Below are 16,681 nucleotides of genomic sequence, written 5' to 3'. Positions count from 1 at the left end.
ACTATTAATTTTTAAGCCATTGCGCCGGGATATCCTGCGGTGCTGATCCGTTTAAGCTGTATTTCAATTTCAGAGTATAGCCGCCGCCACCTTCAATAAAATCAAGCGCAATGTTATGCAAGCCCTTCTTCAAAGCTATCTGCCCGTTCTTTTCAATGGCAGAGTGCAGGCCATCATTATCAACCACTTCCCTGCTTGCAATTTTTAAAGTACCACCATCATCACAGGTTAAATAAAAACTATAAATACCATCCTGCGGAACATCCAGATACCCCCGGTATTTCAAGCCGAAAGCCGGTGCTTCGGCAAATTGGGGTACGCTTATGGTTTTTGCTATAAAAGTGGTATCGGCCTTGGTATCGGGTATTAAAGCCGCCAGTTTATAAAACTGCTTATAATCCCGGCAGATTAGTCCATCACTTACATGGGCAACGGTTTCAGGTTCAGCAAGGCTTTGTTTGTCATATTGTAAATTATATACATCGCCATGCGTGCCATCGGGTTTAAATGCCGCTAAACGTATCCGTTGTGATTGGGTGATAATAAGCGGCTTACTTAATAAAGTTGAGTTGGCAACCGGCAAAGTGCCATCGGTAGTATACCTGATGCTTAAATACGGCAACGGACTGCTTACCGATAAGGTATCCTGATCAGTAAATACGTTTGATTGCAGGAAACCCGACAAATCAGGCAAACGGTAATGAACATTCAATATATCCAGCCGGGCATATTGATCATCCAAACGCTGTAAGTAGGAATCATAATCTGGATGATTAGTCCATAGCACCTCTGCCAGTGCAGTCATACGGGGCATATACATGTAATCGGCACGTTTTTCAGAGGGGATATTTTCTGTCCAGATATTCGCCTGCGCACCAATAATATTCTTGCCTTCAGCATCTGTGAGCCCTTTAGGGATAATATTAAAATTATAAACCGCCGGGATAGAATTTTTATCAGGTATTGCATCAAAATATAAAGGGCTACCCGGTGTCATAATTACTTTATTACCAAGCTTAGCTGCCTTTACGGGAGCATCAGGCACCCAGCCGCGCCAGTACATAATAATGGCTGTTTTGCTTACCCCACCTTCCAGTATTTCGTCCCAGCCTATCATTTTCCTGCCGTGCTGATTGAAGAAAACCTCCATCCGGTTTATAAAATAACTTTGCAGTGCAGGCAAATCTTTTATTCCCTCACGCTTCATTAACGCTTTACAAGCATCAGATTTTGCCCAGTCACTGCGGTCAACTTCATCGCCCCCTATGTGGATATATTTAGATGGGAAAATATCCATGATCTCGCTGAATACATTCTCAGCAAACTCAAAAGTACTTTCATTACATGGGCAGATGGGTCTGCTGAATAAATCACCCCATTTATTTTCGCCATTACAGGTTAAAAAAGGATAAGCATTTATAGCCGCCATCATATGGCCGGGCATATCAATTTCGGGGATAATATCTATATGCCTTGCCGCCGCATATGCCACCAGTCCCTTCATTTCCTGCTGGGTATAAAAACCGCCATACAGGGTTTTCCCATTTTTATGGATGATATGTTCCGTATCGAGAGCAAAATCAGGGTTATCAGGAGCACGTTTCATACATGCCGAATCATTTTTATCAAATGTGCGCCATGCGCCTTCTTCGGTTAGCTTGGGATACTTTTTTATTTCGATGCGCCAGCCCTGGTCATCCGTTAAATGTAAATGCAGCTTATTCATTTTGTAAAGCGCCATTACATTAATGAATTTTTTAAGATAGGCGATAGAAAAGAAATGTCGAGACACATCAAGGTGCATACCGCGCCAGGCATATGCAGGCTCATCCTTTATTTCAACAGCCGGCAGCGACAGGCTTTTAAGCGGTATCGCGTTTGCAAGTTCAACATTGGCTGGCAGTAATTGCCTTATAGTTTGTACCGCCATAAACATACCCGAGGGTGTCCTGGCAGCAATTGTTATCTGTTTTGGGGATATAGAAAGCGTATAGCCTTCATCAGCTATAATAGCTGCATCATATTTTAATAATATGGAATGATTTACAGGTTGTGTACTTTTTTGAAGCGCTTTACCAAAGCTATTGGCAAAAAGCCTGTTGAGCATAACCGCTTCGTTAGTAAACAGGTGATTGCCCGGTACAACTATGCGCGTAGCCGGAGTTATAATAAAATTCCCGCTTGCGGGTGTCAAAGATGTTGGATAAGGTATTATTGGATATTTTACAACTGCTTGCTGGGCTTTGGCACAAATACTTACAAAAATTATCGCCAAAAACAATGAAAGGGTAATCGTATGTTTTATCTTCATTATTATTAATTATTCTCAAAATCTTTAAACAAAATCATGAGGCAAGTTAGAGGTAAACACCCGCTTTTTCATCAATATAATTAGCTATGCAATAACATATTTTAGCATCAAGCCTGTGCCTGGTCTTTCTAAAAAACATAGCCCGGGCCCGCCCGGGCTATGTACAACTTAATACAAACTAAACTAAACTAACCAATTCTAATCATAGTTAGTATTTTCAATGAATCGATAAAAACAACCAGGTTCATATCATCTTCATTATTGCTTAGTGAAAGCATACCGGCATTCACCGGTTATGCTTCCAGCCAAACAATTTTTATTATTTATCCCACCAAACAATGGCTGAGGAGTTAAATGTATTTTGGTTTCCGTATGCTGCAAGCGCTGCATTTACGTTGGCATTATTCAAATTAAATTCGCTTTGCGGATATACCATTTTACGTGGAATAGTTTTTGAAACACTACCCGGATTAGCTGTTAGCACCGGGTAACCTGTACGGCGCCAGTTGGCGTATTCATCTTCCCCATCAAAAGCAAAAGCCGCCAGCCAGTATTCTGTATTGATCCTTTCTATCTGGGCTTCAGCCGTAGCAGGAAGTGGGTTTTGAGTGAGGTAAGCGGTGATCTGCGCAGTGGTTATGGTTGGGGTGGTTGGCAACAAAGCCAGTGATTGCATTTGGCCTGTTACACCTGCAGTATAAAAAGTATTCGCATCGCCGGTGATGTAACCTCGCACAACAGCTTCTGCTTCTAAAAATGCAACTTCGGCATACTGATAGTCAAAGAACGGCGTAGCCTGCTGGCCAAAAACTGAAGCATTTATCCGCACCGTTGGCTGCGGATCGCTGCTCGAGAAGCTGTAACCAATAAAATCAGCCGGCATATCATCAGTAATTACCCCGCCTTGTGAAACTGGTGCACTGTAAACAGCTCCGTAAATAGGTAAGCGCGGGTCATCTGCATTCTGCATTTCCGATACCAGTGTTTTATGTAAAAAGAAATGCTCAACACCATCCTCAACCACGGTATAAATACCGTTAGCGAAGGTGGTGCTGTGGTTTAACACAGGCATATCAGCATTGCTGGTCATTACCCCGTCGGCCACTGCTTCTTTAGCCAATGATGATGCTTGCGTGGGGTCAATCTTAATTAAGCGCATACCTACCTTTAACAGTAACGATGCCCCCAATTTTTTCCATTGTGATGCACTTCCGCTATAAAATTGGTCGCCCTGTACAGTTTGTGAACTGTTTGCAGCCAACAAAGCTATTGATGCCCTTAGTTCGGTTATTAAGCTGGCATATATTTGCTGCTGTTTGTCATAAACAGGGGTATATACTTTATCTGTTAAAGCTAAACCCGATTGGCTGTAAGGAATATCGCCATAAAAATCGGTTAGCTTTTGAAAAATAAATACACGCCATATACGGGCAGCAGCGTAAGTGCTTGCCTGTGTAGCATCATTTTTAGTTTGATTTATCAAATAGTCGAGACTGGTTAATACAGGGGTGTAAAAATTATTCCATAGTGATGAAGCGGGACCATCTGATATTACATAAGTAGTACCCGACCAAAACGAGCTATACCCGTATTGCATAAACGCATGGCAATAATTAAAACGGCTCTCCATATCAACTGTACTTGTTCTTACAAGCGCATCAGACAAAAGCGCTGCTGAAGATACTGTTGTGGTAGCATCAGGGTTTGAGTTGATCTTTTCAAAATTCTTTGTACAACTTGTTGCTAAGGCAGTTACAAGAAGAAAAGATAAAAATTTATAAGTTATATTTTTCATGATTATTTTCCTCCTTTATGTTAAAAACTTATATTTAAGTTAAACCCATAGGTACGGCTGGTTGGCGAACCTCCGCTATCATAACCAAAACCGGTACCTATACTGTCAGATGCTTCCGGATCAAACGTAGGCAGGTCTTTTCTGATGTAGAAAAGGTTACGCCCGATAAGTGAGAAAGTAGCTGACCTGATAAAGGTGTTACGCAGTATACTCTTAGGAATTTTATAGGCTAATGATACCTGGCGGAATTTAATAAAGGTCCTGCTGAATACGTTTGATTGATTGATGATCTTATCCGCATTTCCGTTATCATTAAACTGGATGTATGAGCTGTAAGGTAATGTATTTTTTACATATACCGGTGCAGACGCGGTCCCCGTGTTAATTACACCATTTGGTATGTAGGTACCATCGCGACCCAAAAGTGAAGCTTTTGAATTACCGAAATAATTTGTCCATATCGCGTCAGCCTCGTAAACCTGGCCGCCAAATTGGCCATCAATCAGGAAGCTGAAAGAGAAATCTTTATAGGTAAATGTATTGGTTATACCGCCCGACCAATCAGGGTTAGCTGTACCCAGGTAATTATCGCCGCTGTTTTTAGCAATAATAACGGAGTTAGGTGTACCTGAGTCGCCGGTTTGTGAGTTTTCAAGCTGGTAAACTATTTGCCCGTTTGGCGCCCTTTGGTAAGTCGAACCAAATATAGAACCTAATGGGTAACCTACCCTTGCCTCGATGTTATAATACAGATCGATACCTGTACCAAGGCCCGGTGCAAGCGCGGTAACCATATTTTTATTTTTAGCGGCGTTAAAGCTTACATCCCAGTTAAAATCACGGGTTTTTATAGGCGTACCTGCTAGTAATACTTCAAAACCTTTATCGTACATATTACCAGCATTTACATATACCGAGCTAAAAGTGGTACTGTTACTGATAGTTATCGGCAACAGGAAATTATCTGATTTTTTGTAGTAGTAATCCGCATCAAGTGATAAGCGATTGCCAAAAAACTTTAACTCTGTACCAATCTCTGATTCTGTAGTTACTTCAGGCTTTAAGCTTGCCGGCGGAGCAGCACTGTTGGTTACTTCGCTTAATGGAATACCATTTAGCGCGCCCTGTGAAGTAAATGTAAGATCGGTACGTTGTGGTGTAGGGTTACTGCCTGTTTGGCCAAAGGCGGCCCTTAACTTACCGAATGATAATATTTTAGGATCGATATGCAGCGCATCACTAAACACATAGCTTAAGTTTGCCGATGGGTAAGCCAGGTAATTTTTAGAATTGGATAAGTTTGATGTAAGGGCTGAATACCAGTCGTTACGGCCGGTAACCTCTAAGAATAAATAATTCTTATACCCCAGATCAGCCTGAGCAAAAACAGAATTTGTTTCAGAACGCGGGCTATGAAGCTCCGTAGGCAGATTCACAGTTTTTAAATTACTGAAATTTAACTGGCTTGGATCAATAAAATTTGAACCGCCCATGGTCAATGAGTATTGACTCGCGTTTTGAGACTCAACACCGGCTAAAACAGTTAGTGAGAAATCCCTGAACTTGGTATCATAATTCAATGTACCGCGCACGTCAGTTCTTTGTTGCTGATATGTTGAGGTTTGATAAATACCGCTGTTATTGGTTACATTATTGGGGAATACCGCAAATACACCATCGGTATTGATATAATCCAAACCTGTTATTACGTTGGCATGCAAATGATCGGTAATATCATAAGTAAGGTTAGCCGAAGTTAATACACGATTTTGTGTTTGGTCGTTCTTTACTTTTTCTATCTGCACATAAGGGTTGGCAGTATAGGTTGACAGGAAGTTACCGCTAGCATCCTTTGCATCCAACAGCGTAATATCGGTAGTGTTAGCTATACGCGGATAGCTTTGACCCATTGATCCACGCCCGTCGCCACGCTCAAGTGGTGCATTTAAACGCAATACTCTTGAAAGGTCAACTTTAAAGCTGGTGTGAAAACGCTTGCCGAAATCCTGGTTTAAATTAAACACAGCATTATAGCGCTCATATCCTTCGCCCGGTGTAGGTGAATCGTCCCTTGTATCAGAAAGTGATATACGGTACGAGCCATCATCATAGCCTTTGGTTAAAGCAACGCTATTGGTTGATGTGATACCAATCTTATAAAACCTGTCGAAGTTTTCAGCCGCACTTTGCAGTACATATGGCTTTGTTTTGCCATCAATATCTAAAAATGGCTGGCCTTCAATTTTCGCCCCCCATGACCATCCCGGAGGGTCGCCAGAGTTATTGCCCAACCCGCCGTAAAAGAAGCTTACGGTATCATCGGCAGCGGTATAGATCCTGCCATAATAACCACGACCATACTCTGTTTGCAGGTTATCATAGGGTATCATTTTTTCAAAAACAGTATTGCTGTTAAAGGTGACACCAACTCCTGCGCCTTTTTTACCTTTTTTTGTGGTGATGAGGATAACGCCTGCTTGCGCGCCGCCGCCATAAAGTGCAGCCGCCGAAGCTCCTTTTAATATACTGATGGTTTCAATATCATCCGGATTGATAGAGTTTAAGCCATCGCCGGGATCGGAACCACCGTATACCTTGCCCTGGTCATCTGTATTTTCACGGGTATTGCTGTTAATGGGCACACCATCAATAACATATAAAGGCTGATTTGATCCCGAGAAAGAGGAATAACCACGCAGGATAACCCTTGATGAGCCACCATCGCCATTGGGCGGGCTTTGAACTACCAAACCTGCTACCTTACCTGCTAAAGCGTTAACAAATGTAGGTTCGCGGGTAGTGGATACTTCTTCGCCGCTAACCTGTGTGATAGAGTAACCTATGCGTTTTTCTTCTTTTTTTATGCCCAATGCTGTTACAACAACAGCATCAAGGCTATTAGAGGCGGGTAATAATTTTACCACCATTGCACTACTCGCGCTTGCCGGTAATTCCTGCGGGGTAAAGCCAATGTAGGTAAAAACCAGTATGGCCTTATCATCGGGTACACTAATGCTAAAGTTACCGTTAATGTCGGTTACGGTTGATGCCGTACCATTTTTCAGCTTTATAGTTACACCGGGTAAGGTCTCATTTTTATCATCAGTAACCTTACCTTTAATAACGATAGGTGCCGGTGCCATGCCTGAGCTTTTAGTAACCTGATCTTCTTGCTGTAATACAATTGTTTTAGCTATAATTTTGTAAGACAAGTCCTGGTTTTGCAAGCATTTGCTCAATGCTTCCTCAACCGATGCATCTTTTAATTGCACGCTAACACTTTTGTTTGCTACATCTTTTGAATCGTAGAAAAAAGCATATCCGGTTTGTTTATTAATTTGTTGCAGTACTTTTTTAAGAGGGGTATTTGTTTCATTCAAATTGATTTTCTGACTAAATCCCCTGGCACTGCACTGCAATAGAGCAACTAATATAATTAGGGTGGTCAGTTTCATGATCAATGAGATTTTTTTCAGCCACGGTTTATGCATGACTGTAGAAAAAGCATTTAATTTCATACTTTTGTTGAGTTTGGGTTAACAGATAGTTAGAGAGACACTAAACTTATTTCCGTTTTACGGTAAGGGTTAACTCAGATATTACACGCATTCCGATTGCCGTCGGGGTGCGTTTTTTTTTTGAATTAACCGCATGAAAGGAGGCCGGAGCCTACCGGGAGTGAGTTAATTTTTCTTCATATTTTTCTTTTTTAATAGTTTTTAATTTAGTTAGTTTTTGATTGTTAAGGCATTACAATAATTGTTTTACCCTGTAGCTTGTAGTGTATTTTCTTAAAGCTGAGTATATCCAGCATTTGTGACGCATTTATATTGCGCGGTATTTCGCCGGCAAAGTGCCTTGAGGACAATTCCCCTTCGTACTTAACATCAACATCGTACCAGCGCGCAAACTGGCGCATTACTTCCTGTATGTTGCTATCTTCAAAATAAAACAGGCCATTTTTCCAGGCTACGGCCGCATCAAGGTCAACCCCGCTTACTACATTTATTTTACCGTTGTTAAACTGCGCCTGTTCACCCGGTTTTATAACACTGCTGCCGCCAGCTGATGATACTTTTACACTACCCTGCAGCAACGTTGTTTTCACTGCGCTTTCATCAGCATAAGCATTTATATTAAAATGCGTGCCCAAAACCTCAACCGTTTGCCCGCTTGATACTACCCTGAATGGTTTCGCAGCATTATGCGCCACTTCAAAGTAAGCTTCGCCGGTAAGTTCAACTTTGCGTTCGTTACCAATAAAATTAACAGGGTATTTTATGGATGATGCTGAGTTTAACCACACTTTAGTACCATCAGACAAAATAAACTGGTACTGCCCTCCTTTTGGCGTAGTGGCCATGTTATATACTAAAGTGTTTGATGAAGTGCCCGCACCTGCATATTTAACCTGCCCATCGGCTGTTTTGCTGACCACTATCCCCCCCTGACTGGCAAGTTTGCCGTTTTTAGCATCTGTTAATACAACGGTACTGCCATTTGCAAGGGTTAGTATAGCCTTATTGCCACCGGGAGCCAGGTCATTTTTGACCGGCTTTGCAAGCACAACAAATTGTTGTTTTTTGGCCTGATGATGCATAAACATCAAAACACCCGCAGTAACAAACACAAGTAGCGATGCTGCAATTGCAAAAGCCCTGGTATATGATGTTTTTGTTGTGGAATTTATCTGGAATAATAATTTGTTCAGGCTGTCTTCCTGGTCTTCCTCCAATTGCTGGTGCGATGCGCCGGGGCCATCGTTCCTATAGGTAAGGTACCACGATTCAATCAACGCGTTCTCCGCAGGGGTGGCTTCGCCCTTATTATATTTTTCCAGTAATTGTTCTATTTCTTTCAGCTGCATAATAGTCTTGAGGATAAGGATCCTAATTATAACCTATACAACTGTAAATGGCGGTGGGAGTAGATGAAAAAGAAATACTTTAAAAGAATGTGATTTTTCTGTCATTATTCACAGCTGATCATACATTTTTTGCCGCGACCATTGATCTTCTATACACGGACTGGATTAAAAACGAACTACACTGTTCATTACCGTACACTTGGTACGGATCTTTTCGCCTATAAAGCATTAATTATGAGATTGTTATTAGCATGGCATGTTATTTATTATTTTACCATAATTCATCAACTTTTGTATCATGATAAAAAATCATCTAAAGGTCGCCTGGCGTAACCCGATCAAAAACAAAGCGTCTTCCTTCATTAATATTGGTGGACTTGCAGTGGGTATGACGGTCGCGCTGTTGATCGGCATTTGGATAGCAGGCGAGTTATCATTTGACCAGTACCATGAAAATTATAACCGGTTGGCGCAGGTCATGCAAAACAAGACCTTCAACGGAACGGTCACCACGCAAGTGGCCACCTCTTTGCCTGTAGAGGAAATGCTACGGAGAGATTTCGCCAGCAATTTTAAACACACGGGCGTAACTTTTTGGACCGGGAGCCATATACTCGCTACCGGTGAAAAGAAAGTAGCATTGCCCGGCACGTATGTCACGCCTGAAATCCCGGAGATGTTTACGCTGAAAATGATCAAGGGATCGCGAAATTCCCTGAACGGGGCATCCTCCATTCTCCTTTCAAGATCTGCCGCAGTAGCTTTATTTGGCCATACCGATCCGCTTGGAAAGGTAATCCGGTTCGATGAACAAGGGAGCCTCGCGGTATCCGGTGTCTATGAGGACCTGCCGGTGAATACCACTTTTCATAAATTGATGTACATGGTGTCCTGGGGCTATTTTACGGCGACACAGGACTGGCTGAAAAGAGCCGGCACAGATTGGGGGGAAGACTCGTTTCATGTATTTGTACAGGTGGCGAATAACGTGAATATACAGGAACTCTCAGCAAAGATCAGGGATATTAAAGCGAAGAATGGCGGCCCGTCTGAAGCAAAGACGAACCCGGACCTGTTTTTGCAGCCCATGCGTAATTGGCATTTGTATGAAGAATTTAAGAATGGCGTCAATACCGGCGGCGCCATACAATATGTCTGGCTCTTTGCAATCGTCGGCGTATTTGTGCTATTATTAGCCTGTATCAACTTCATGAATTTAAGTACCGCGCGCAGTGAGAAAAGGGCGAAGGAAGTAGGTATCCGCAAAGCTGTAGGATCCGTCCGCGGGCAGCTCATCGCTCAATTTTACACCGAATCTTTACTAACTGCGTTGCTGGCCTTCGGCCTTTCCTTGTTCCTGATCAAGTTAGGCCTTCCCGCTTTCAACGAGCTGGCGGGCAAGGAAATGCCTGCGTTTTGGACCACCCCTTATTTTTGGCTGGCGGGCCTGGGATTTACCTTGTTAACCGGGATCATTGCCGGCAGTTACCCGGCCTTATATCTTTCCTCCTTTAACCCGGTAAAGGTGTTAAAAGGAACGTTCAAAGCAGGCCCCATGGCGGCTATCCCCCGAAAGGTATTAGTGGTCACTCAATTCACCGTTTCCATTATTTTGATTGTGGGCACCATCGTTGTTTTCAGGCAGGTAAAGTTCGCACAGGACCGTCCCGTTGGCTATACCAGGGCCGGACTGGTTAACATTGAGACGAACGACCACATATTAGGAAATCAGTTTGGTGCGTTGCGTCAGGATATGATCGGTTCCGGAGCAGTGAAAGAAATGACCCGCTCGTCGAGCCCAGCCACCGCAGTTTATAATAACCGCTACGATGTGAGTTGGACAGGGAAGGATCCGGCACTGGCAGTGGACTTTGCGAATATCCGCGTTACGACAGCGTATGGAAAGACTGTAGGCTGGCAGTTTATAGCTGGCAGGGATTTCTCAACGAGGTTCCTGACGGATTCTTCGGCCGTTGTGCTGAATGAGACGGCAGTAAAATACATGGGATTGAAAGACCCTGTAGGTCAAAATCTTAACTTCGGAAAGAATAACAAGGTTTATAAAGTCATCGGCGTGGTAAGGGATATGGTGATGGGTTCGCCTTATGAGCCCGCCAAGCAAACTATTTTTTATATTGGCGACACTAACTTTGATTCCATGATCCTGCGGATCAATCCTGCCATGAGCAGCCATGAAGCGATCAGCAAGATAGCCGGCATTTGCCAGCGATATATGCCCTCAGTACCCTTTTCTTACCAGTTCGTTGATGATGCGTACGCCCAAAAATTTACTGATGAAGAACGGGTAGGTAAGCTAGCCTCTGCATTTGCGGCATTAGCCATTTTCATCAGTTGCCTGGGCCTGTTCGGGATGGCCTCCTTTATGGCGGAACAGCGGGTCAAAGAGATCGGCGTACGTAAGGTACTTGGCGCTACCGTTATTGGATTATGGAGCTTATTATCCAAGGATTTTGTCGTATTGATCGTTATCGCCATCCTGATCGCTACACCTGTATCTTATTACGTAATGCATAGCTGGCTCAGCCACTACACCTATCACGCCCAATTGTCCTGGTGGATTTTCGCGCTGACTGGCGTTGGTGCGGTATTAATCACGTTGGCAACCGTCAGCTATCAAAGCATCCGCGCTGCATTGGCTAATCCGGTTAAAAGCTTGCGAAGCGAGTAGCTATGTGTATGATCAGCTGTGAATAATGACATTTTCTCTTTTCGTAAGACTGTTTTTATCACTTTAGATGAGATATAGCCTTTGGCTTAAACACCCCTTTTTTTGTCGCGGATCGCCCTCACCGCGATGGACGCAGTATTTTATTTTTGATCTTTACGCTGCAAAACAGATCAGAAAAATCAAAACTAAAACTAATCAAATGAGAAATGTAATTTATGCAATCAACACCACCTTAGATGGTTGCTGCGACCATATCAAATTCTATCCCGATGAAGAAACAATGGAGTATTTCATGCACCTCACACGAGATGCTGACACATTCCTCTACGGGCGTAAAACTTACCAATTGATGGTTCCTTATTGGCCCGATGTGGTGAAAAATCCTTCCGGGGATAGAAAAGAAGATATCGAATTTGCCCAGGCATTTGACGCCGTCGACAAAATCATTGTTTTCTCACAATCATTAGACAGCCCTGAAGGAAATAAAACGAAAATTGTTCGTACGGGCCTTCAAGACGAAGTACTTAAATTGAAACAAGAACAAGGCAAAAATATTTTAACCGGTGGTGTAAACATTCCTTCACAACTTGCAGAACTTGGTTTGATTGATGAATATCATATTGTGGTTCACCCGATAGTTATAGGAGAAGGGAGGCGCTTGTTTGATGGTATAAACCTGCAAGAGAAATTACAATTAAAACTTGTGGAGTCAACGGTTTTTAAGTCGGGGAGTGTTGCGCTTCGGTACTTGAAACAATGAGCGAAAAATTACAAAAACAGCATAAAAAAATGAGTGCCTAATTTAAGGCGCAGTACCTTAAGCGAGTTATTCACCTGCTTTTTTACGGTAAGGGGGCTGATGTTTAATTGTTCGGCTATTTCACTGTGCGAAAGGTGGGAATTTCTGCTCATTTCGAATATAAGCCGCATTTTTGCAGGCAATGATTGAACTTCAGCATCAACAAGGGCAATCAATTCTTTTATCCGCAGGGTTTCGTCGGGAGTAGGCTCATTGTTTACCAAAAAGCTTTCGAATGATGCTACGTAGTCTGATTTTATTTTCTGATGCTTATAAACATTCAATATCCTGTTCCGTACAGCGGTATATAAATAGGCCTGCAGGTTAACATTAAAAATAAGGGATTCTCTATTATTCCAGATACAGGTAAAAAGTTCTTGTAAAATATCTTTAACTTCTTCCCTATCTGCCAGCCGTTTATAAGCGTGACTATATAAAACACCATAATACCGGTTATGAATAGCTGTAAAAGCATTCAAATCACCCTCTTTAAGGAGGATAATTAATTCATCATCGCTATAGGAATTATACCCGGACATTTAACTGTTAACTAATCGAACATAAAATATTAAACCAATATTAAGGATTTTATTTTATTGTCTTATCAACACTTGTATCATTTTTTTTACGAGAAATAATATTTTCAAAGTGTACGTCGTACACTTCCATAGCTAATAATATAGTTAGATAAGTATAAAAAAGGTCTTTTTTATTTAATTTCTGTAAAAAAATATAACATTTCTTATATTAATCATATTCCCGTTAAAGCCCCTTTAATTGATCGAGTTTAAAGCGGATCACTTCAATAGCTTCCTTTTGGCGGGAGATGATCACATACATATAACCGTTCCAAATGACGGTATGCGGGTAACCGTACTGGCCGCCTTTGTATAAACCTTTAGTTTTTAACTGGTATAATTCATCTGCAATAATATATTGCTTATTAAAGGACCTGCCATCTGCTGAAATTGCCAGCACCAGCGGGTTACGGTCATAATGGTGCAGTGTATCAGGTATCCCTACATAATAATAACGCTTATCAGGCAGGCGGCCAAAATGAAATTTACTGTCATTATCAGTAAACGCGGTTTCAACCGGCCTCGACCATGATGTACCATTATCCTTACTTTCGGTAAGCCACAGTTTACCCTTCCAACCTTTACCTGTTACACGTAACAGCATATGTATAATGTTATCATCGGTCTGAAAAAATGAACCTTCGCAAAGCGGCGGCAAACCCAATTTTTCTGCCGGTTTATAAAAGGCTGCAGAATTATCCTGCTTATACAATGAATCCAGGTAAAAACTGGTCATTTTCCAGCCGGAAATGCCGGTAGGATCATCAGTATAAGGAAAACTGAAATTACCGCTGATGATAAGTCTGCCATTTTTTATCGCCTCGGGCCCATGATTAGGGATTAAGGGGATGTGCATATCAATAGGGCTGCTCCAATGCTCACCATCAGTGCTTGTTTTTGCCCATAAATGCGTATGCGTTCTGTCTTTTTCATATTCGCCATAATAGGCTACCAGCTTGCCATTATACTTGTACAGGCCTGCTGCGGTAAGCACTTTCTGCATACCGTTCGCAGCTTTTTCGGGCTCGGCTATTATACCGGGTGCCGACCAGTGTTCAAAATCACTTGACACAGAAAAAACAACCCGCTGTCCCGGCGAATCTTCATCCACCAATCCGTTTGACCATGTGGCGATCAGTTTCCCTTTAAATTCAATAATTGCCGCGTGGTGATTATACAGCCAGCTATTTCCTGGCGTATAAATCATTTCACGTTCAATTTTTAAATGGGGTAAACCTTTTTCATCCTTATAATTATTGCGGATTGCAGCTTGCTGGGCATTTGCCAAATTGCATAAAGTGATGGCAAAGCCAAATACCAGGTATCTTATAGTCATATAAATTTAATAGGGATACTGCTAAATTAATAGTTCCAACTAATAAAGTAAAGGCCAATAGGTATAAATAATAAAGCCGCCGGATAATGCGGCGGCTTTACTAAAAAATATGGCTTGTTATTTAAGGTATAGGTTGTCATTATTGCGATAGCCATCAGCCGTATTACTATACCAATCAGTATAGGACGCACCGGCCGAACCCGCCCAATCTGCAAAGTGCAGGTAGGCATTGGTGATATTTATACCTTCAATCGGGTAAACAAACGGCGTGGTATAATTGATCGCCCATGGCCAATTGGCATTTGAGAGATAATATTTACCCTGTGATGGTACTGAAGCATCGTCATTGGTACCAAATAGCTTGGTATCTGCCTTATCAGTTGGCGCATAACCCGGTAAGTGTACTTCATAGGTACGCCTTCCATTACTGATCAGGAACGGATTAAATGTAGATACATCAAGAGTCGACTGCGCAATTGGCGTTGTAAACGTAACCAGTACCGAAGATGTTATACCAGTGACCTTGCTTTTTGAGTTTTCGGTATTCACAAAGAAAGAGAAATCGGGATTATTGATCATGGCATCAGTATTATCAAAAGGTATAATAACAGCTTTGCTTTGTCCCGCTTCTACCCCGTTCGATGCTAAAGTTATGTAAGTGTTTTTAAATAGCTGGCCGGTAACAGATTGTACAGCCGAAGCTGCGACAGGTAGTTGCAGACCAAACCCATTTTTAAAGGATGCCCCGGCCGCCGCTACATTATAATCAGCCTGAAGGGTTACTACCTGGTTTTGTGCGTTGCTAACAAACGTATAACGATAGTTCAGCACCAGGTCATTCATATCATAATCGCCTTTTGATGGCCAGTTATCTTCAAATGCAATACTGGCGAAACCGGTTTGCGAAGGATAATAAGTGATATAAGCACGGGTCGGATCATTAGGAAACGCGTCAGAAGCATCAGGAACACCATCGCCATCTGTATCCAGAGGTTTGGCTATAGGCGGTATATTCGTATTGGATATAGCTGTAACAGGGTTTGACGTAGCATAAAAAACTACATCGTTAAAGTCATTATCCGAACCACCGGTTTGCCTGTTCGTGTCTTCAAATCCTATCAGGGTCAGGTTGTCTGCGCTATCATATAACACTACGGTATGCTTTTGCAAGCTGACAGTGGTTTCCGGGTTTAAAGCATCTGTTGAATAATATTTGGGAGTTGTTACATCTACCCCCAATCCTGTCCACGCGTAAGCAAGCAATATAAACCCAATGGAGGTGCCGGCAGGAAATGTACCTAATTTAACTTTATCGCCAGCCAGCAGCCCTCCTCCTGAACCAAGCCCCGAAGCATTGGGAAATATAAGTGTTGCTGTTTTAATGTCGGCAGTGCTTGCTGGCGGTGTGCCGGTAGGATAAGTATAATAAGCCAAACTATTTAAATTCCCTGCCCCTTCGGCAACAAAGGTTACCCATACATCAGCTGTTGCAGTAACATTAAGTGTGGAAACTGCAGTGCTTGAAAGATAGTTAGGGTGCGTGGTTGTTACCGGCTTGCCCTCAGGAAGAGAGGCATTTACATAGGATAATAAGGTCGAACTGACCACATCAGATGTTACCAGGTATTTGGGAACGCCTTCAGTAGCCGGAAATTGCAGGGTATTTAAAACCGCATTTGAAGTTGCTGTATATGGTGAAGGATAGCTATAGGTAGTTGATCCGTTGACAACACTGGCCGTATGCATTAAATTTAAAGCAGTACCCGAGCCTGAACCTGAAGTAGGCAGAGCATCCGGAACAATATCACCGCTATAACCTGCCGATCCGCCTAATGATGCGGTAATTGCATTAGCATTAATATTGGCGTGGGCATTATGCATTAAACCAAGATACGCCGGATCTATAATTAATGAATTAATAGATGTAGGCACACTAATGGTAGCCGTAAGGTTTCCATTTTTATCTGTTGTGCCTTTAAAGATGGCATTGGTTGCTGCCGTACTATCCGGCCTGTATACGCTTACTACTATGCCGCTCAACGCCTGGCCTGTAGGTGATTGTAGTGTTAAATTCAATTTAACGTTCCTGGCGGTGGCATAATTAAAACCGTCAGGCGCTATCTTCACTACGGGTTGACTGCCCTTTTTAGAATTATCACTGCTTTTTTTGCAGGATATCAGCCCTGCCAAGCATAGTAAGAACAGCCCCGTGTAAAGTTTTATCATGTTTTATTAGTTTATGTTAATTAATTAATAGGAAAGTTATTATACGCATTTATTTAAAAAAAGTTTCAAAAAGTTAATAT

General features: G+C 42.2%; 9 protein-coding genes. 2 read left to right on the top strand and 7 right to left on the bottom strand.

What is annotated here, in order from left to right; genetic code table 11:
• Window positions 1–4: 4 nt before the first annotated feature.
• The 4 genes from BLU33_RS06765 to BLU33_RS06750 form a co-directional block, all read right to left on the bottom strand.
• Window positions 5–2,311, bottom strand: coding sequence for a family 20 glycosylhydrolase (locus BLU33_RS06765; RefSeq protein WP_091370592.1), 2,307 nt, complete (start codon window positions 2,309–2,311; stop codon window positions 5–7).
• 319 nt (window positions 2,312–2,630) lie between these two features.
• Window positions 2,631–4,106 carry a SusD/RagB family nutrient-binding outer membrane lipoprotein gene (locus tag BLU33_RS06760; RefSeq protein ID WP_091370590.1) on the bottom strand — a complete coding sequence of 492 codons (1,476 nt, stop codon included), beginning with the start codon at window positions 4,104–4,106 and terminating at the stop codon, window positions 2,631–2,633.
• A 20-nt stretch (window positions 4,107–4,126) separates the two neighbouring features.
• Window positions 4,127–7,561: a SusC/RagA family TonB-linked outer membrane protein gene (locus BLU33_RS06755; protein ID WP_172829223.1), complete on the bottom strand. Its 3,435-nt coding sequence runs from the start codon at window positions 7,559–7,561 to the stop codon at window positions 4,127–4,129.
• Window positions 7,562–7,848: 287 nt separating this feature from the next.
• On the bottom strand, window positions 7,849–8,973 hold the full coding sequence (locus tag BLU33_RS06750) for a FecR family protein (RefSeq protein ID WP_091370586.1): 1,125 nt from the start codon (window positions 8,971–8,973) through the stop codon (window positions 7,849–7,851).
• A 298-nt stretch (window positions 8,974–9,271) separates the two neighbouring features.
• Between BLU33_RS06750 and BLU33_RS06745 the strand changes: the two genes are divergently transcribed.
• Both BLU33_RS06745 and BLU33_RS06740 read left to right on the top strand, forming a co-directional pair.
• Window positions 9,272–11,662: an ABC transporter permease gene (locus BLU33_RS06745; protein ID WP_091370584.1), complete on the top strand. Its 2,391-nt coding sequence runs from the start codon at window positions 9,272–9,274 to the stop codon at window positions 11,660–11,662.
• A 199-nt stretch (window positions 11,663–11,861) separates the two neighbouring features.
• Window positions 11,862–12,422 carry a dihydrofolate reductase family protein gene (locus BLU33_RS06740; RefSeq protein ID WP_091380279.1) on the top strand — a complete coding sequence of 187 codons (561 nt, stop codon included), beginning with the start codon at window positions 11,862–11,864 and terminating at the stop codon, window positions 12,420–12,422.
• 8 nt (window positions 12,423–12,430) lie between these two features.
• Here the strand turns inward: BLU33_RS06740 and BLU33_RS06735 are convergent, their stop codons facing one another.
• The 3 genes from BLU33_RS06735 to BLU33_RS06725 all read right to left on the bottom strand — a co-directional run bounded on the left by BLU33_RS06735 (window position 12,431) and on the right by BLU33_RS06725 (window position 16,601).
• Window positions 12,431–13,000, bottom strand: coding sequence for an RNA polymerase sigma-70 factor (locus BLU33_RS06735; RefSeq protein WP_091370583.1), 570 nt, complete (start codon window positions 12,998–13,000; stop codon window positions 12,431–12,433).
• 223 nt (window positions 13,001–13,223) lie between these two features.
• A complete protein-coding gene (locus BLU33_RS06730) occupies window positions 13,224–14,375 on the bottom strand; it encodes an exo-alpha-sialidase (RefSeq protein ID WP_091370581.1) in 1,152 nt (383 codons plus the stop codon).
• Window positions 14,376–14,492: 117 nt separating this feature from the next.
• The gene (locus tag BLU33_RS06725) at window positions 14,493–16,601 is read right to left on the bottom strand and encodes an LruC domain-containing protein (protein WP_091370579.1); all 2,109 of its coding nucleotides are present in this window, start codon (window positions 16,599–16,601) and stop codon (window positions 14,493–14,495) included.
• Window positions 16,602–16,681 lie beyond the last annotated feature (80 nt).

The sequence above is a fragment of the Mucilaginibacter mallensis genome (assembly GCF_900105165.1).
Taxonomy (GTDB): domain Bacteria; phylum Bacteroidota; class Bacteroidia; order Sphingobacteriales; family Sphingobacteriaceae; genus Mucilaginibacter; species Mucilaginibacter mallensis.
This window is presented reverse-complemented; position numbering and strand designations above follow the sequence as displayed.